The 16,764-nt window shown below is 64.4% G+C and carries 15 protein-coding genes; 13 read left to right on the top strand and 2 right to left on the bottom strand.

Annotation, left to right across the window (positions count from 1 at the left end):
* Positions 1 to 31 precede the first annotated feature (31 nt).
* The gene (locus tag L6D64_RS13270; protein ID WP_176510180.1) at positions 32 to 2,068 is read left to right on the top strand and encodes an NADPH-dependent 2,4-dienoyl-CoA reductase; all 2,037 of its coding nucleotides are present in this window, start codon (positions 32 to 34) and stop codon (positions 2,066 to 2,068) included.
* Positions 2,069 to 2,224: 156 nt separating this feature from the next.
* On the top strand, positions 2,225 to 3,115 hold the full coding sequence (locus L6D64_RS13265) for a 1-aminocyclopropane-1-carboxylate deaminase/D-cysteine desulfhydrase (RefSeq protein ID WP_176510179.1): 891 nt from the start codon (positions 2,225 to 2,227) through the stop codon (positions 3,113 to 3,115).
* Here L6D64_RS13265 and cybB read toward each other — a convergent pair.
* The gene (gene cybB, locus L6D64_RS13260) at positions 3,106 to 3,651 is read right to left on the bottom strand and encodes a cytochrome b561 (protein ID WP_176510178.1); all 546 of its coding nucleotides are present in this window, start codon (positions 3,649 to 3,651) and stop codon (positions 3,106 to 3,108) included. The two genes, L6D64_RS13265 and cybB, sit on opposite strands and share 10 nt — an antisense overlap.
* A gap of 56 nt (positions 3,652 to 3,707) precedes the next feature.
* On the bottom strand, positions 3,708 to 4,688 hold the full coding sequence (locus L6D64_RS13255; protein ID WP_176510177.1) for a DUF1853 family protein: 981 nt from the start codon (positions 4,686 to 4,688) through the stop codon (positions 3,708 to 3,710).
* Between the two features lie 88 nt (positions 4,689 to 4,776).
* On the opposite strand from L6D64_RS13255, the gene L6D64_RS13250 reads away from it, so the two are divergent.
* The 11 genes from L6D64_RS13250 to L6D64_RS13200 all read left to right on the top strand — a co-directional run bounded on the left by L6D64_RS13250 (position 4,777) and on the right by L6D64_RS13200 (position 16,735).
* Entirely contained in the window at positions 4,777 to 5,667 is an 891-nt protein-coding gene (locus L6D64_RS13250; protein ID WP_054885764.1) for an NAD(+) kinase, read from the top strand.
* On the top strand, positions 5,667 to 6,638 hold the full coding sequence (locus L6D64_RS13245; RefSeq protein WP_054885765.1) for a metallophosphoesterase: 972 nt from the start codon (positions 5,667 to 5,669) through the stop codon (positions 6,636 to 6,638). The genes L6D64_RS13250 and L6D64_RS13245 overlap by 1 nt, the downstream gene beginning before the upstream one ends.
* Entirely contained in the window at positions 6,635 to 7,501 is an 867-nt protein-coding gene (locus L6D64_RS13240) for a rhomboid family intramembrane serine protease (protein ID WP_176510176.1), read from the top strand. Before L6D64_RS13245 ends, L6D64_RS13240 begins: the two co-directional genes overlap by 4 nt.
* 13 nt (positions 7,502 to 7,514) lie before the next feature.
* Complete coding sequence (locus tag L6D64_RS13235; protein WP_054885767.1) at positions 7,515 to 7,775, top strand: YeaC family protein; 261 nt, start codon at positions 7,515 to 7,517, stop codon at positions 7,773 to 7,775.
* Entirely contained in the window at positions 7,772 to 8,602 is an 831-nt protein-coding gene (locus L6D64_RS13230; RefSeq protein ID WP_176510175.1) for a DUF2797 domain-containing protein, read from the top strand. Before L6D64_RS13235 ends, L6D64_RS13230 begins: the two co-directional genes overlap by 4 nt.
* A 13-nt stretch (positions 8,603 to 8,615) precedes the next feature.
* Positions 8,616 to 11,273, top strand: coding sequence for an aminopeptidase N (pepN, locus tag L6D64_RS13225; protein WP_176510174.1), 2,658 nt, complete (start codon positions 8,616 to 8,618; stop codon positions 11,271 to 11,273).
* A 286-nt stretch (positions 11,274 to 11,559) separates the two neighbouring features.
* The gene (locus L6D64_RS13220) at positions 11,560 to 12,585 is read left to right on the top strand and encodes a WD40/YVTN/BNR-like repeat-containing protein (RefSeq protein ID WP_371870339.1); all 1,026 of its coding nucleotides are present in this window, start codon (positions 11,560 to 11,562) and stop codon (positions 12,583 to 12,585) included.
* Between the two features lie 20 nt (positions 12,586 to 12,605).
* The gene (locus tag L6D64_RS13215; protein ID WP_176510211.1) at positions 12,606 to 14,981 is read left to right on the top strand and encodes an efflux RND transporter permease subunit; all 2,376 of its coding nucleotides are present in this window, start codon (positions 12,606 to 12,608) and stop codon (positions 14,979 to 14,981) included.
* A gap of 67 nt (positions 14,982 to 15,048) precedes the next feature.
* A complete protein-coding gene (locus L6D64_RS13210) occupies positions 15,049 to 15,339 on the top strand; it encodes a DUF5629 family protein (RefSeq protein ID WP_176510172.1) in 291 nt (96 codons plus the stop codon).
* Positions 15,305 to 16,435: a lactonase family protein gene (locus L6D64_RS13205; RefSeq protein WP_176510171.1), complete on the top strand. Its 1,131-nt coding sequence runs from the start codon at positions 15,305 to 15,307 to the stop codon at positions 16,433 to 16,435. The genes L6D64_RS13210 and L6D64_RS13205 overlap by 35 nt, the downstream gene beginning before the upstream one ends.
* Before the next feature lie 123 nt (positions 16,436 to 16,558).
* On the top strand, positions 16,559 to 16,735 hold the full coding sequence (locus L6D64_RS13200; protein ID WP_176510170.1) for a hypothetical protein: 177 nt from the start codon (positions 16,559 to 16,561) through the stop codon (positions 16,733 to 16,735).
* The last annotated feature ends 29 nt before the right edge of the window (positions 16,736 to 16,764 follow it).

Here is a 16,764-nt window from a genome sequence, read left to right as displayed (position 1 = left end):
CATCCGTGATCACGCCACCTGGGGACATTCCATGGCCGCCGACCGCTACCCGCATTTGCTGGCCCCGCTCGATCTGGGCTTCACCACCTTGCGCAACCGCACCCTGATGGGTTCGATGCACACCGGCCTCGAAGAGCGCCCGGGCGGTTTCGAACGCATGGCTGCGTATTTTGCCGAGCGCGCCCGGGGTGGCGTTGGCCTGATGGTCACTGGCGGCATCGCGCCGAACGATGAAGGCGGTGTGTATTCCGGCGCGGCCAAGCTCAGCACCGAGGAAGAAGCCGACAAACATCGCATCGTCACCCAGGCCGTGCATGCAGCCGGCGGCAAGATCTGCCTGCAGATCCTGCATGCCGGCCGCTACGCCTACAGCCCGCGCCAGGTGGCGCCCAGCGCGATCCAGGCACCGATCAACCCGTTCAAGCCCAAGGAGCTGGATGAAGCGGGCATCGAGAAGCAGATCGCCGACTTCGTCAATTGTGCCGTGCTGGCCCAGCGTGCCGGCTACGATGGCGTCGAGATCATGGGGTCCGAAGGCTACTTCATCAACCAGTTCCTCGCCGCCCACACCAACCATCGCACCGACCGCTGGGGTGGCAGCTACGAGAACCGCATGCGTCTGGCGGTGCAGATCGTCACCCGTGTGCGCGAGGCCGTAGGGCCAAACTTCATCATCATCTTCCGCCTGTCGATGCTCGATCTGGTCGAGGGCGGCAGCACCTGGGACGAGATCGAGCTGCTGGCCAAGGCCATCGAGCAGGCCGGCGCGACGCTGATCAACACCGGTATCGGCTGGCACGAGGCGCGCATCCCGACCATTGCCACCAAGGTGCCGCGTGCGGCGTTCAGCAAGGTCACCGCCAAGCTGCGCGGCGCCGTGAACATTCCGCTGATCACCACCAACCGTATCAATACCCCGGAAGTGGCAGAAACCGTGCTGGCCGAGGGCGATGCCGACATGGTTTCCATGGCCCGGCCGTTCCTCGCCGACGCCGACTTCGTCAACAAGGCGGCCGCAGGGCGTGCCGACGAGATCAACACCTGCATCGGTTGCAACCAGGCCTGCCTGGACCACACCTTCGGTGGCAAGTTGACCAGTTGCCTGGTCAACCCGCGCGCCTGCCACGAAACCGAGCTCAACTATCTGCCGGTGCGTGCCGTGAAGCGCATCGCCGTGGTCGGCGCAGGCCCTGCCGGCCTGGCAGCGGCCACCGTCGCGGCCGAGCGTGGCCATGAAGTGACGCTGTTCGATGCCGCCAGCGAGATTGGCGGGCAGTTCAATGTGGCCAAGCGGGTACCGGGCAAGGAGGAATTCCACGAGACCTTGCGTTACTTCCGCAACAAGGTGAAAAGCACCGGCGTCGATCTGCGCCTGAATACCTGGGTCGATGTGCAGGCGCTGGTGGCGGGTGGCTACGACGACATCATCCTGGCTACCGGTATCGCGCCACGTACTCCGGCCATCCCGGGTGTCGAGCATGCCAAGGTGCTCAGCTACCTGGACGTGCTGCTCGAGCGAAAACCGGTGGGCAAGTCGGTCGCGGTGATTGGTGCGGGCGGCATCGGTTTCGACGTTTCCGAGTACCTGGTGCATCAGGGCGTGGCCAGCAGCCAGGACCGCGACGCGTTCTGGAAAGAGTGGGGGATCGATACCCACCTGGAAGCACGCGGTGGCGTTGCCGGGATCACGGCCGAGCCGCATGCGCCGGCGCGCCAGGTGTACCTGTTGCAGCGCAAGAAGACCAAGGTTGGCGACGGGCTGGGCAAGACCACCGGCTGGATTCACCGTACCGGGCTGAAGAACAAGCAGGTGCAGATGCTCAATGGCGTCGAGTACCTGCAGATCGACGATGCTGGCCTGCACATTCGCGTTGGCGAAGGCGAACCGCAGGTGTTGGCGGTGGACAACGTGGTGATCTGCGCCGGGCAGGAGCCGTTGCGCGAGCTGCATGAAGGGCTGGTTGCGGCGGGGCAATCGGTGCACCTGATCGGCGGTGCCGACGTGGCGGCCGAGCTGGACGCCAAGCGGGCGATCAACCAAGGCTCGCGACTCGCTGCCGAACTGTGAGATCGCCGGGGCCGCTTTGCGGCCCTTTCGCGACACGAGGCCGCTCCCACAGGAGTACCGCGGCCCTTGAGGTTTTTGCAGGACCTGTGGGAGCGGCCTTGTGTCGCGAAAGGGGCGCAACGCGCCCCCAGGGGTTTCACTGATAAACTCCGTTCTATGTACCTTCATCTACCTCAACCGCCGTTGCAACATCTGGCTCTCCCTTGGCTGACAAAAGCCAAGGTTGAAGCCGCCATCCTGCGCCTGGACCTGATCGACCCCCTGATCAGCGGCAACAAATGGTTCAAGCTCCGCCACCACTTGCAGCATGCCCATGGCGCAGGTGCCCCCGGCCTGATAAGCCTCGGCGGCAACCACTCCAACCACCTGCACGCCCTGGCTGCCGCGGGCAAACGCTTTGGCTTCGCCACCGCCGGCCTGCTGCGCGGCCAGCGGCAAGACACCCCGACGGTGCGCGACCTGCAAGCCCTGGGCATGCAATTGCACTGGCTGGGCTACGGCGGTTATCGGGCACGTCATGAACCGGGCTTCTGGGCGCCTTGGCAGGCTCGATATCCAGGCTGGCATTGCATTCCCGAGGGAGGCGGCGGGGCGGCGGGTGCCGAAGGCTGTGCGCTGATCGTCGAGCAAGCCCGTTCGCAGCTGTCAGCGCTGGGGTGGTCTGGCTACGACGCCTGGTGGCTGGCAGCAGGTACCGGCACCACAGTGGCCGGCCTGGTCCGTGCCGAAGCAGGTGAACACCTTGTGCATGGCGCCTTGGCGGTGCCGCAGGGTCATGGCGTGGCGCAGACAGTCGCTGCACTGGCTGGCTCACAGGGCTACCAACTGCACGACGCCAGCCGCGCTGGTTTTGCCAGGTTCGATGATGATCTGCTGGCTTTCATCGCTGAGGGTGAGCGGCACTCTGGCGTGCCGCTGGAAGCCGTGTATACCGGCAAGGCCTTGCTGGCCCTGCATGATCAGGTCGAGGCCGGGCTGTTCGCGCCCGGTACCCGCCTGATCTTCGTCCACACCGGTGGCCTGCAGGGCCGGCGCGGTTACTTGTAGGGCAGCATGCGCAGCAGCGTGTTGTCGCGTTGCACATAATGGTGGTACAGCCCTGCCAGTGCATGCAGGCCGATCAGCCAGTAACCCCAGCTAGCGACCCGCTCGTGCCAGCCCTTGATGAACTTGGCCTGGTCAGGGTCAGCGCCGATCAGGTGCGGCAGCTCGAGGCCGTAGAAGGGCACGGGTTTGTCGGCGGCACTGAGAATCAGCCAACCGGCCACGGGCAGGCCGATCATCAACAGGTACAGCGCCAGGTGCACCAGGTGGGCAATGCCGGTCTGCCAGGCCGCTGGCTTGGGCACGATCGGCGGGGTCGGGCGGCTCAGGCGCACGGCCAGGCGCAGCCAGACCAGCACGAACACACTCAGGCCAAGCATGAAGTGCAGGTCTTTCATCAGGTTGCGTTCAGCGCTGTCCTTGGGGAACAGGCCGCGGAATTCGATACAGGCGTACACGGCGGCCAGCAGCAGCACCATCAGCCAGTGCAGGGCGATGGACAGGCGTGCGTAATGGGGCGCTGGGGTGGATGAAACCATGATCGGTCCTCGTCATCAGTGGGTAATGGCGCTCTTGGTGGCGCTCAGATAGCACTCTAATGGCTATTTGAAACAAATCTTTGCGCTGGATCTGTGAAAATTCTGTTGTCATGTAAATGTGGCCAACAATCCGCCACCAGAAACACCCGCTCGACTTCCTGCCAGGCACCTTCGCCATCCGGCTCCAGCCTGACCAGCAACTGCGCCGGGGCATGCTCATCCAGCCCGGCCAGCCAAGCCTCGAACTGCGGCACGGTCCAGCATGCGTCGGGCTCTGCCCGCGCCGGTGCCAGCCAGGCAAGCCTCGGCAACGGTTGCCAGCGTTGGTCTGCTGTGCTTTCCCAGTGCTGTCGGCGTACCCAGCGCCCGCGCAAATGCTCGGGATTGGCACCCGCAGGCGGCTCGGCGTGCCCCGGCCAGGGATAGAACAGGTAGCCACCCAGCCACAGGTGCGCCTGCACCTGGTCGGCCCCTACGGCGGCCAGTGCTGCGCGACTCTGCGCATCCGCCGACATGGGCAGCTGGTGCCCGGCCAGGTGGGCCAGTTTGCTGCCGAGACGATCGTGGCAGCCAGGCCCGAGCCAGTGCGCCGGATCGCCTCCGTTGCCTGCGGTCGGCCCCAGGTACAGTTTGATGGCCAACTCCAGGTGATGCGTGCCCTCGCCATCGCGCAGCAGAATGTCCAGCTCGCCCAGGGTCCGTCCCCCCGTGCGAATCGCCAGGTTGGCCGCCAGCAGCTCGACCCCGGGCGCTTGTTTCAGGGCGAACTGCCACAGACCTTCGTAGTACAGCCCCAGGCGCCGGCTGGTGATCCTTGCCAGCCAGTCGCGCAAGGGCAGGTCATCCGCATCCAGTGCGCGCAACCAGTCGTGCAGGTGCTGCGGATCGGCCGCCCAGGCGCTACCGGCCAGCGGATGGCGCTGGGGGCAGGGCGGGGCGCTGAGTAGCGCGGGCGACAGCAGGGTCCACGCCAGGTCGCGCACGGCAGGTCGGCGCAAGCGACGGGGCAGCTCATGGAGCTCGGCGAAAGGCATCATGCTGCGAGCATAGCCGGTTTGCCGCTACCCGGTCGTTTCGCCCATAATCGCGACATCGTCACCCGCCGCAGAGCCTTGCAGGAGCCCCATGGAGCAATTTCGCAATATCGGTATCATCGGCCGCCTTGGCAGCTCGCAGGTGCTCGACACCATTCGCCGACTGAAAAAATTCCTCCTCGAGCGCCACCTGCACGTGATCCTCGAGGACACCATCGCCGAGGTGCTGCCCGGCCACGGCCTGCAAACCTCCACGCGCAAGTTGCTGGGCGAGGTCTGCGACCTGGTCATCGTGGTCGGTGGCGATGGCAGCCTGCTCGGCGCCGCCCGCGCCCTGGCCCGGCACAATGTGCCGGTGCTGGGCATCAACCGCGGCAACCTGGGCTTCCTCACCGATATCCGCCCTGACGAGCTGGAACAGAAGGTGGCCGAAGTGCTCGACGGCCATTACCTGGTGGAAAACCGCTTCCTGCTGCAGGCCGAGGTGCGCCGCCATCACGAGGCCATTGGCCAGGGCGATGCGCTCAACGACGTGGTCCTGCACCCGGGCAAGTCGACGCGGATGATCGAGTTCGAGATCTACATCGACGGCCAGTTCGTCTGCAGCCAGAAGGCCGACGGCCTGATCGTCGCCACCCCGACCGGCTCCACCGCCTACGCCCTGTCGGCCGGCGGACCGATCATGCACCCCAAGCTCGACGCCATCGTCATCGTGCCGATGTACCCGCACACCCTGTCGGGGCGGCCGATCGTGGTCGACGGCAACAGTGAGCTGAAGATCGTGGTGTCCAAGGAGTTGCAGATTTACCCGCAAGTGTCCTGCGACGGCCAGAACCACTTCACCTGTGCGCCGGGCGACACCATCACGGTCAGCAAGAAGCCGCAGAAGCTGCGCCTGATCCACCCGCTCGACCACAATTACTATGAGGTGTGCCGCACCAAACTCGGCTGGGGCAGCCGCCTGGGAGGCAGGGACGACTGATGCTCGATCCGGCGCGCAGTTTCGACATCATCGGCGACGTGCACGGCTGTGCACTGACCCTCGAACGCCTGCTCGACGCCCTCGGCTACAAACGTGTCGGCGGGGTCTGGCGTCACCCGTGGCGTCAGGCGCTGTTCCTGGGCGACATCGTCGACCGTGGCCCGCGCATCCGCGAGGCGCTGCACATCGTCCATGACATGGTCGAGGCCGGTCAGGCGTTCTGCATCATGGGCAACCACGAGTACAACGCGCTTGGCTGGGTCACACCGGCACTGCCCGGCAGCGGCAAGTCGTTCGTGCGCGAACACACCCCGCGCCACGCCCGGCTGATCGACGAAACCCTGACCCAGTTCGCCCATCACCCGGGCGACTGGCACGACTTCGTGCAGTGGTTCTATGAACTGCCGCTGTTCGTCGATGCCGGGCGCTTCCGCCTGGTGCACGCCTGCTGGGACCCACGGCTGATCGAACCGCTGCGTCAGCAGTACCCGGGCGGGCGTATCGACGAGCACTTCATCCAGGCATCGGCGGTGCCCGGCAGCTTTGCCGCCACCGTGTGCAACCGCCTGCTGCGCGGCACCGACATGCGCCTGCCGGACGGCCTGACCCTGACCGGCGGCGATGGCCTGACCCGCGCCTTCTTCCGCACCAAGTTCTGGGAAGAAGACCCGCAGACCTACGGCGACATCGTCTTCCAGCCTGATGCGCTGCCCGAAGACGTAGCCCGCACACCACTGAGCCACAGCGAAAAAAATGCCCTGCTGCGCTACGCCGAGGACGAACCCCTGCTGTTCGTTGGCCACTACTGGCGCAGCGGCCGCCCGGCACCGATCCGTGCCAACCTGGCGTGCCTGGACTACAGCGCGGTGCTGTATGGCAAGCTGGCGGCCTACCGGCTGGATGATGAAACCCGCATCGACCCGCACAAGTTCGTCTGGGTCGACGTCGAACGCCCCCAGGCCAACCAATGAAAATCATCGAAGTGATGCGCCTGCCGCTGTCGGTCGACCTCAGCGGCTTCGTCAACCTGCTGCAGCGCCTGCAGGTACCGCACCGGGTCAGCGAGGAGGGTGAGGAGCAGGTGCTCTGGGCCCCCGACACCCTGGTCGCCGACGTGCGCGAGCTCTACCAGCGCTTCCCCGACGGTAACGCCGACGTAGGCGCGGATTTATCCGCGATGGCCACCCCACAGCCCTCCCTGGCCGACCAGGCCAAAGCCTGCAAGGTCACCGCCAGCGTGCTCGTCCTCTGCCTGATCGTCGCCGGTCTCACCGGCCTGGGCGACAACCTCAACGCCATTAGCTGGTTCACCTTCCTCGAATTCCGTGTCCAGGGCGAGTACCTGCATTTCACCCCATTGGCCCAGGGCCTCACCGAAGGCCAGTGGTGGCGCCTGGTCTCGCCCATGCTGCTGCATTTCGGCGTGCTGCACCTGGCCATGAACGGCCTGTGGTATTGGGAACTGGGCAAGCGTATCGAGCTGCGCCAGGGCCCCTGGCTGCTGCTCGGCCTGACCCTGCTGTTCAGCCTGGTGTCCAACCTGGCCCAGCACTACACCAGTGGGCCGAGCCTGTTCGGCGGCCTGTCCGGCGTGCTCTACGGTCTGCTCGGCCACGTCTGGCTATACCAGTGGCTGGCGCCCAACCCCTATTTCAACCTGCCCAAGGGCGTGCTGGTGATGATGCTCATCTGGCTGGTGATCTGCCTGACCGGCGTGGTCGGCCAGCTTGGCTTCGGCCAGATCGCCAATGCCGCCCACGTCGGCGGGCTGCTCATCGGATGCCTGACCGGGCTCTTGGGCGGGGCGCTGGCCCGGCGTAAACTGTCGGCTTGAATCAGGAGACACTATGTCCACTTTCGCGCAAATGATCGAAAACATCACCCCGGAAATCTACCAGAGCCTGAAGCTGGCCGTGGAAATCGGCAAATGGTCGGACGGGCGCAAGCTCACCGCCGAGCAGAAAGAACTGTCGCTGCAGGCGGTGATCGCCTGGGAGATGAAGAACCTGCCCGAAGAGCAGCGCACCGGCTACATGGGCCCGCAGGAGTGCGCGTCGAAGTCCGCCCCCATCGCCAACATTCTGTTCAAGTCGGACTCGGTACATTGATCGAACTCGCTCGTGGCTCTTTGAGCAAGATGGCGGTCAGCCTGCAGGCCCCCGTGGTGCAATACAGCTTCCGCCTGGATGACACCCAGGTGCCGGTCAACCCGCTGATCGGCCAGCGCCTGCGCCTGGAATACCTTGGCGCCATTCACTGCAGCCATTGCGGCAAGCGCACCAAGACCAGCTTCAGCCAGGGTTATTGCTACCCGTGCATGACCAAGCTGGCCCAGTGCGACGTGTGCATCATGGCCCCGGAAAAATGCCATTACGACGCCGGCACCTGCCGTGAGCCGTCGTGGGGCGAACAGTTCTGCATGACCGACCACGTGGTGTACCTGGCCAACTCGTCGGGTATCAAGGTCGGTATCACCCGTGCCACCCAGCTGCCCACCCGCTGGCTCGACCAGGGTGCCAGCCAGGCCCTGCCGATCATGCGCGTGGCTACCCGCCAGCAATCGGGCCTGGTCGAAGACATCCTGCGCAGCCAGGTGCCGGACCGCACCAACTGGCGCACGCTGCTCAAGGGCGACGCCGAGGTACTCGACCTGCCGGCCATCCGCGAACAGATCTTCGAGGCCTGCGCCGACGGCCTGCGTGAACTGCAGGGGCGCTTTGGTCTACAGGCGATCCAGCCTCTGTCCGACGCCGAAGTGGTAGAAATCCGCTACCCGGTCGAGGCCTACCCGAAGAAAATCGTCAGCTTCAACCTGGACAAGGACCCCGTGGCCGAAGGCACGCTGCTGGGTATCAAGGGTCAGTACCTGATCTTCGACACCGGCGTGATCAATATTCGCAAGTACACGGCCTACCAGTTGGCCGTGCTCCAGTAAAAAGGACCTGCACATGCGTACCGAACAACCGCAAGTGATCTACCTCAAGGATTACCAGGCGCCCGAGTACCTCATCGACGAGACGCACCTGACCTTCGAGCTGTTCGAGGACCACACCCTGGTCCACGTGCAACTGGTCATGCGCCGCAACCCGGCACGCGGTGCCGGCCTGCCGCCGCTGGAGCTGGACGGCCAGCAGCTGGAGCTGCTGCGCGCCGCGCTGGACGACCAGGAGCTGCAGCCGGGCGAGTATCAGCTTGACGCCGACAGCCTGATCGTACAGCCCAGGGCCGAACGCTTCACCCTCGACACCAGCGTGAAGATCCACCCGGAAAGCAACACCGCACTGGAAGGCCTGTACAAGTCCGGCAAGATGTTCTGCACCCAGTGCGAGGCCGAGGGCTTCCGCAAGATCACCTATTACCTCGACCGCCCGGACGTGATGAGCACCTTCACCACCACGGTGATCGCCGAGCAGCATCGCTATCCGGTGCTGCTCAGCAACGGCAACCCGATCGACAGCGGGCCGGCAGAAGATGGCCGCCACTGGGCAACCTGGGAAGACCCGTTCAAGAAACCGGCGTACCTGTTCGCGCTGGTGGCCGGTGACCTGTGGTGCGTCGAGGACAGTTTCGTCCGCCAGTCCGGCCGCGACGTGACCCTGCGCATCTACGTCGAACCCGAGAACATCGACAAGTGCGACCACGCCATGGTCAGCCTGAAGAAGTCCATGCGCTGGGACGAGGAGGTGTACGGTCGCGAGTACGACCTGGACATCTTCATGATCGTTGCGGTCAATGATTTCAACATGGGCGCCATGGAAAACAAGGGCCTGAACATCTTCAACTCGAGCTGCGTACTGGCCCGCGCCGAAACCGCCACCGACGCCGCCCACCAGCGCGTCGAAGGTGTGGTCGCCCACGAGTACTTCCACAACTGGTCGGGCAACCGCGTGACCTGCCGCGACTGGTTCCAGCTGTCGCTCAAGGAAGGCTTCACGGTGTTCCGCGATGCCGAGTTCAGCGCTGACATGAACTCGCGCACGGTCAAGCGCATCGAGGACGTCGCCTACCTGCGCACCCACCAGTTCGCCGAAGATGCCGGCCCCATGGCCCACCCGGTGCGCCCGGACAGCTTCATCGAGATCTCCAACTTCTACACCCTGACCGTGTACGAGAAGGGTGCCGAAGTGGTGCGCATGGTTCGCACGCTGCTGGGCGCTGATGGCTTCCGCAAAGGTAGCGACCTGTACTTCGAGCGCCACGATGGCCAGGCGGTGACCACTGACGACTTCATCAAGGCCATGGAAGATGCCAACGGCGTCGACCTCACCCAGTTCAAGCGCTGGTACAGCCAGGCGGGTACCCCGCGCCTGGACGTCAGCGAAGCCTATGACGCGGCCGCGCAGACCTACAGCCTGACCTTCCGCCAGAGCTGCCCGCAGACCCCGGACAAGGCCCAGAAGCTGCCGTTCGTGATCCCGGTCGAACTGGGCCTGCTCGATGCCGAGGGCAACGACCTGCCGCTGCAACTGGCCGGCGAAGGCTCGGCTGCCGGCACCAGCCGCGTGCTGTCGGTGACCGAAGCCGAGCAGACCTTCACCTTCCAGGGCATCACGGCCAAGCCGCTGCCGTCGCTGCTGCGCGGCTTCAGCGCGCCGGTCAAGCTGAGCTTCCCGTACGACCGCGACCAGCTGATGTTCCTCATGCAGCACGACAGCGATGGCTTCAACCGCTGGGAGGCGGGCCAGCAGCTGTCGGTGCAGGTGCTGCAGGAGCTGATTGGCCAGCATCAGCGCGGGGAGGCGTTGACGCTTGACCAGCGCCTGATCACCGCGCTCGGCACCGTGCTGGGCAACGCTTCGCTGGACCCTGCCATGGTCGCCGAAATGCTCTCGCTGCCAGGCGAGGCCTACCTGACCGAGATCAGCCAGCTGGCCGACGTCGATGCCATTCACGCCGCCCGCGAGTTCGCCCGCCAGCAGATCGCCGCGCAGCTGTTCGACGCCCTGTGGGCGCGCTACCAGGCCCACCGTGAAGTGTCGCGCAACACCCCTTATGTGGCCGCTGCCGAACACTTCGCTCGCCGCAGCCTGCAGAACATCGCCCTGTCGTACCTGATGTTGAGCGGCAAGCCGCAGGTGCTGGAGGCGACCCTGGAGCAGTTCGAACACTGCGACAACATGACCGAGCGCCTCACCGCGCTGGCCGTGCTGGTGAACTCGCCGTTCGAGGCTGAGCGTGCCAAGGCGCTGGAAAGCTTTGCCGAGCACTTCAAGGACAACCCGCTGGTCATGGACCAGTGGTTCAGCGTGCAGGCGGCCAGCACGCTGCCGGGCGGGCTGGCGCGGGTCAAGGCGCTGATGGAGCACCCGGCGTTCACCCTGAAGAACCCGAACAAGGTGCGGGCGCTGATCGGTGCCTTTGCCGGGCAGAACCTGGTCAACTTCCATGCTGCCGATGGTTCGGGGTATCGCTTCCTGGCGGACCTGGTGATCGAGCTGAATGCCCTGAACCCGCAGATTGCCTCGCGTCAACTGGCACCGCTGACCCGCTGGCGCAAGTATGACGATGCGCGGCAGGTGCTGATGAAGGGCGAACTGGAGCGGATTCTCGCTTCCGGTGAGTTGTCCAGTGATGTCTATGAAGTGGTGAGCAAGAGCCTGGCGTAAGCCCGGTAGATCCTGGGGCCGCTTTGCGGCCCTTTCGCGACACAAGGCCGCTCCCACAGGAGACCGCATGATTTCAAATGGATGCGATCTCCTGTGGGAGCGGCCTTGTGTCGCGAAAGTGCTGCACAGCAGCCCCCGTTTTTCCGGTTAACAAAACATAACGTCCCGCGCGTTGTAATCCTTCAACCTTCCCCGATACGATCCCCCCAAGCCTCTAACACAGGCTTTTCACAGCACAGACCCACCAACAAGAACACAACAGGGGATGGTCATGAAGCAGCGGGTGATGACGCAGGCCAGGCGTGGTGCCTGGCCGTTGGCGGCCGGCGCGATGCTGGCGCTGGCACTGGGGATGTGGGCCGACAGCGCGCAGGCCGCTGCGGCCGACGAATACTCGACCGAATCGGCCAAGGCCAGCCAGAGCCTGCTGATCGGCGCCGCCCATGCCGGCAAGCGCCTGGTGGTGGTTGGTGATCGCGGCCACATTCTGTTCTCCGACGACCAGGGCAATACCTGGACCCAGGCCCGGGTACCCACCCGGCAACTGCTCACCGCCGTGTTCTTCCTTGACGACAAGCGCGGTTGGGCGGTCGGCCACGATGCGCAGATCCTCGCCAGCAGCGACGGCGGCGCGACCTGGAGCAAGCAGTTCGAAGACCTGTCCCGTGAAGCACCGCTGTTGGACATCACCTTCCTCGACGCCCAGCATGGCTTTGCCGTGGGCGCCTACGGCGCGCTGCTGGAAACCACTGATGGCGGCCAGCATTGGCAGGACATCGCCGAACGCCTGGACAATGCTGATCAGCTGCACCTCAACGGCATTACCCGGGTGCGCGATGCCGGCCTGTTCATCGTCGGTGAGCAGGGCGGCATGTACCGCTCCAGCGACGACGGCCAGACCTGGGCCAAGGTTCAGGGTCCCTACGAGGGGTCGCTGTTCGGGGTGATCGCGACCACCAAAGCCAATACATTGTTAGCCTATGGCCTGCGCGGCAACCTGTTCCGCTCCACCGACTTCGGTGACAGCTGGCAGCCGATCACGCTCAAGGCCGCCCGTGGTGCGCTCGAATTCGGCCTGGCAGGCGCTACGCTTGTCGAAGATGGCAGCCTGGTGCTGGTCGGCAATGGCGGCAGCGTGCTGCGCAGCACCGATGATGGCCAGACCTTCAGCGTCTACAACCGCAGCGACCGCATCGCCCTGGCCGGTGTCAGTGGCCTGGCCAATGGTGGTTTGCTGCTGGTGGGGCAGGGCGGTGTGCACCTGGCCAACGCCGAAGGTGCAGAACCGGCTGCCGGGGAGGTGCGTCCATGACCAGCAGGGAGAGCATTACCATGCACCCGCACCATCAGGACAAGGCCACGCTGCTTGAACGGCTGATCTTCAACAACCGCCCGGTGGTCATCGCCCTGTGCCTCTTGGTCAGCATCTTCCTGTTCTGGCAGGCCACGCAGATCCGTCCCTCGACCAGCTTCGAGAAGATGATCCCGCTGCAGCACCCGTTCATCGAACAGATGATGGAGCACCGCAACGACCTGGCCAACCTCGGCAACACCGTGCGCATTTCGGTCGAGGCGGTCAACGGCGACATCTTCGACAAGGACTACATGGAAACGCTGCGGCAGATCCATGACGAGGTGTTCTACATCCCCGGGGTCGACCGCGCCGGCCTCAAGTCGCTGTGGAGCCCGAGCGTGCGCTGGAGCGAGGTCACCGAGGAGGGCTTTTCCGGTGGTGAAGTCATCCCTAATACCTACAACGGCTCCCAGGACAGCCTCGACACCCTGCGCGACAACGTGCTCAAGTCTGGCCAGGTCGGGCGCCTGGTAGGCAACAACTTCAAGTCCAGCATCGTCGACGTGCCGCTGCTGGAGAGCTTCCCCGACCCGCAGGACCCTGGCAAGCAGGTCAAGCTCGATTACCAGCAGTTCTCGCACCAGCTGGAAGAGAAGATCCGCGACAAGTTCCAGGCACAGAACCCCAACGTGAAGATCCACATCATCGGCTTCGCCAAGAAGGTCGGCGACCTGATCGACGGCCTGGTCATGGTGGCGATGTTCTTCGGCGTGGCCCTGGTGATCACCTGGGTCCTGTTGTACTGGTTTACCTGGTGCATCCGCAGCACCATCGCCGTGCTCATCACCACCCTGGTGGCAGTGGTCTGGCAACTAGGCCTGATGCATGCCGTGGGCTTCGGCCTTGACCCGTACTCGATGCTGGTACCGTTCCTGATCTTCGCCATCGGCATTTCCCACGGGGTACAGAAGATCAACGGCATCGCCTTGCAGTCGAGTGACGCCGACAATGCCTTGACCGCCGCCCGGCGCACCTTCCGTCAGCTGTTCCTGCCGGGAATGATCGCCATCCTCGCCGACGCCGTGGGCTTCATCACCCTGCTGATCATCGACATCGGCGTGATCCGCGAACTGGCCATCGGCGCGTCCATCGGTGTGGCGGTGATCGTGTTCACCAACCTGATTCTGCTGCCGGTTGCCATTTCCTACGTCGGCATCAGCAAAAAGGCCATCGAGCGCAGCAAGAAGGACGCGACCCGCGAGCACCCGTTCTGGCGCCTGCTGTCGAACTTTGCCAGCGCCAAGGTGGCCCCGGTGTCCATCACCCTGGCACTGATCGCCTTCGCCGGCGGCCTGTGGTACAGCCAGAACCTGAAGATCGGCGACCTTGACCAGGGCGCGCCGGAGCTGCGCCCGGATTCGCGCTACAACCAGGACAACAACTTCATCATCAGTAATTATTCGACCAGTTCCGACGTACTGGTGATCATGGTCAAGACACCGGCAGAGAGCTGCTCGATCCACTCGACCATGGCGCCGATCGACGAGCTGATGTGGACCATGCAGAACACCCCCGGCGTGCAGTCGGCGATCTCCCTGGTGACCGTGTCCAAGCAGGTGATCAAGGGCATGAACGAGGGCAGCTTGAAGTGGGAGACGCTGTCACGCAACCCGGACATCCTCAACAACTCCATCGCCCGCGCCGATGGCCTGTACAACGCCGACTGCTCGCTGGCGCCGGTGCTGGTGTTCCTCAACGACCACAAGGCCGAGACCCTGGAACGCGTGACCGCCGTCGCCAAGGCGTTCGCCGACAGCCACGACAAGGAGGGCCTGCAGTTTTTGCTGGCGGCAGGTAACGCCGGGATCGAGGCGGCCACCAACGAGGTGATCAAGTCGGCCGAGCTGACCATCCTGATCCTGGTCTACCTGTGCGTGGCGGTGATGTGCATGATCACCTTCCGCTCGTTCGCCGCGACCCTGTGCATTGTGTTGCCGCTGGTGTTGACCTCGGTGCTGGGCAACGCGCTGATGGCGTTCATGGGCATCGGCGTCAAAGTGGCCACCTTGCCGGTGGTGGCCTTGGGAGTGGGCATTGGTGTGGACTACGGCATCTACATCTATAGCCGCCTGGAAAGCTTCCTGCGTGCTGGCCTGCCGCTGCAGGAGGCTTACTACCAGACCTTGCGCTCGACCGGTAAAGCGGTGCTGTTCACCGGCCTGTGCCTGGCGATCGGCGTGTGCACCTGGATCTTCTCGGCCATCAAGTTCCAGGCCGACATGGGCTTGATGCTGACCTTCATGCTGCTGTGGAACATGTTCGGCGCGCTGTGGCTGCTGCCGGCGCTGGCGCGGTTCCTGATCAAGCCGGAGAGGATGGTGGGCAAGGAGGGCGGTTCGATCTTCGCCCATTGAGCCATCACCGAGGGCCGCATTGCGGCCCTCGGGTTATACTGCCGGCTCATTTCTGATCGGTATTCCCATGTCCCCCCTCGCCACTGCCCTGCAATCCTGCGACATGCTGCTGATCGACGGCTTGCATGCCTTCGACTTCACGTGCGACGAAACCGGCCTGACCATCGAATGCATGGATGGCCGCCAGCTGCGCCGGTGGTCCTTCACTCCCGAGCAGATCGCTGCCGCCGTCGGTGCCGATGATCAATGGCAACTCGCCGATGCTCAGGGCGAGCATCGTCTAGTCTGTATGAGTGCCTTTCGCGCCCCGGATGAAGACGACGATGAAGCGGATCTGGACCAGCCTGCTGAGCGCTAGCCTGATGAGCCTGACAATCACCTCCCACGCCGCCACGTTGCTGGTGGGCAGCTACACCGATGGCCAGAGCCAGGGCATCTACCGCTACGCCTTCGACAGCAAGACCGGGCAGATCGACCCGACGCCGCAACAAGTGGTCAAGAGCGTCAGCCCGTCGTGGCTGGTCCTGTCGGCCGACCAGCGCCAGTTGTCCGCGGTCAATGAAACCGTCAATGGCCATGTCAGCAGCTTCAGTGTCAGTGCCAAGGGCGAGATCAAGCCGCTGAACCAGGTGGCCAGCCGTGGCGACGAGCCGACCCATGCCAGCCTGAGCCGTGACCAGCGCTACCTGTTCGTCGCCAACTACGCTGTCGCCGCCGACCCGGGCGGCAGCCTGGCGGTGATTCCGGTGACCAGGGACGGCAAGCTCAAGGACGTGGTGCAGCAGTTGCGGCACAAGCCCAGCGGCGTCAACCCCGAGCGCCAGGCCGGCGCCCATGTGCATTCATTGGTGCTGTCACCGGATGGCCAGCATCTGTATGCCTGCGACCTGGGCGCCGACAAGGTGTTCATCTATCGCTACGACGGCGCCAGCGTCGATCACCCGTTGAGCCCGGCGATCCCCGCTGCGGTCGATTTGCCGCCGGGCAGCGGGCCACGGCATCTGCTGTTTGATGCCAAGGGCCGGCATGCGTACCTGACGCTGGAAATGAGTGGTGAAGTGGTGATGTTCGAGGTCCGGGATGATGCCTTGCTGGAACGCCAGCGCTTGCCGCTGACCGAACAGCAGGATGCCGCCGCCAAGGCGTCCGGTGGGCTGCACCTGTCGGCGGACGGGCGCTTCCTGTATGTCAGCAATCGTGGCACGGTGAACGAGATCGTGGTGTTCAGCGTGGGCAAGGACGATGGCCAGCTGACCTTGCTGCAGCGCCGTTCGGTGGAAGGCGACCACCCGCGCGAATTCGCCCTGGACCCGAGCGACAACTTCCTGCTGGTGGCCAACCAGAAGAGCAACCAGATCGTGGTCATGCGCCGCGACCCGCGCAGCGGCAAGCTTGGCGAGACGGTACAGACCTTGCCCCAGGATGCGCCTTCGGACCTCAAGTTCATCGACTGACTATCGATGGCGGTGATAACGCCTACCAGCGCAATGAATTTCTGCGGCTGACCTCAGCGGCGTAAGTTTGACCCAAGGCCCAAGCGGCTGAATGTCAAACCCCATCTGTCGAGGTCAGCCACCATGAACTTCAATCTCTTCCCTGTGATTGCCGCATCTGCCATCTCCGCTTCCGTCGTGCTGCCGGCCCATGCCCATGCCGATACCCGCAAGGCCACGTCCACCCACAGCTACACCGAGCAGTACCTGCGCCAGAGCGCCAATTTCCATGCGGCCTTGAGTGGCAAGCACAGCCACTGACCCAGGCTGACCCGGCCCCTGCAGGAGCG

The sequence above is a fragment of the Pseudomonas urethralis genome, assembly GCF_021602465.1.
In the GTDB taxonomy this organism is placed as follows: domain Bacteria; phylum Pseudomonadota; class Gammaproteobacteria; order Pseudomonadales; family Pseudomonadaceae; genus Aquipseudomonas; species Aquipseudomonas vlassakiae.
This window is presented reverse-complemented; position numbering and strand designations above follow the sequence as displayed.

Coding starts and splice junctions, on each gene's coding strand:
- L6D64_RS13270 (WP_176510180.1), top strand. CDS start 32: ATGGCCGCCGACCGCTACCCGCATTTGCTGGCCCCGCTCGATCTGGGC.
- L6D64_RS13265 (WP_176510179.1), top strand. CDS start 2,225: ATGTACCTTCATCTACCTCAACCGCCGTTGCAACATCTGGCTCTCCCT.
- cybB (WP_176510178.1), bottom strand. CDS start 3,651: ATGGTTTCATCCACCCCAGCGCCCCATTACGCACGCCTGTCCATCGCC.
- L6D64_RS13255 (WP_176510177.1), bottom strand. CDS start 4,688: ATGATGCCTTTCGCCGAGCTCCATGAGCTGCCCCGTCGCTTGCGCCGA.
- L6D64_RS13250 (WP_054885764.1), top strand. CDS start 4,777: ATGGAGCAATTTCGCAATATCGGTATCATCGGCCGCCTTGGCAGCTCG.
- L6D64_RS13245 (WP_054885765.1), top strand. CDS start 5,667: ATGCTCGATCCGGCGCGCAGTTTCGACATCATCGGCGACGTGCACGGC.
- L6D64_RS13240 (WP_176510176.1), top strand. CDS start 6,635: ATGAAAATCATCGAAGTGATGCGCCTGCCGCTGTCGGTCGACCTCAGC.
- L6D64_RS13235 (WP_054885767.1), top strand. CDS start 7,515: ATGTCCACTTTCGCGCAAATGATCGAAAACATCACCCCGGAAATCTAC.
- pepN (WP_176510174.1), top strand. CDS start 8,616: ATGCGTACCGAACAACCGCAAGTGATCTACCTCAAGGATTACCAGGCG.
- L6D64_RS13220 (WP_371870339.1), top strand. CDS start 11,560: ATGACGCAGGCCAGGCGTGGTGCCTGGCCGTTGGCGGCCGGCGCGATG.
- L6D64_RS13215 (WP_176510211.1), top strand. CDS start 12,606: ATGCACCCGCACCATCAGGACAAGGCCACGCTGCTTGAACGGCTGATC.
- L6D64_RS13210 (WP_176510172.1), top strand. CDS start 15,049: ATGTCCCCCCTCGCCACTGCCCTGCAATCCTGCGACATGCTGCTGATC.
- L6D64_RS13205 (WP_176510171.1), top strand. CDS start 15,305: ATGAAGCGGATCTGGACCAGCCTGCTGAGCGCTAGCCTGATGAGCCTG.
- L6D64_RS13200 (WP_176510170.1), top strand. CDS start 16,559: ATGAACTTCAATCTCTTCCCTGTGATTGCCGCATCTGCCATCTCCGCT.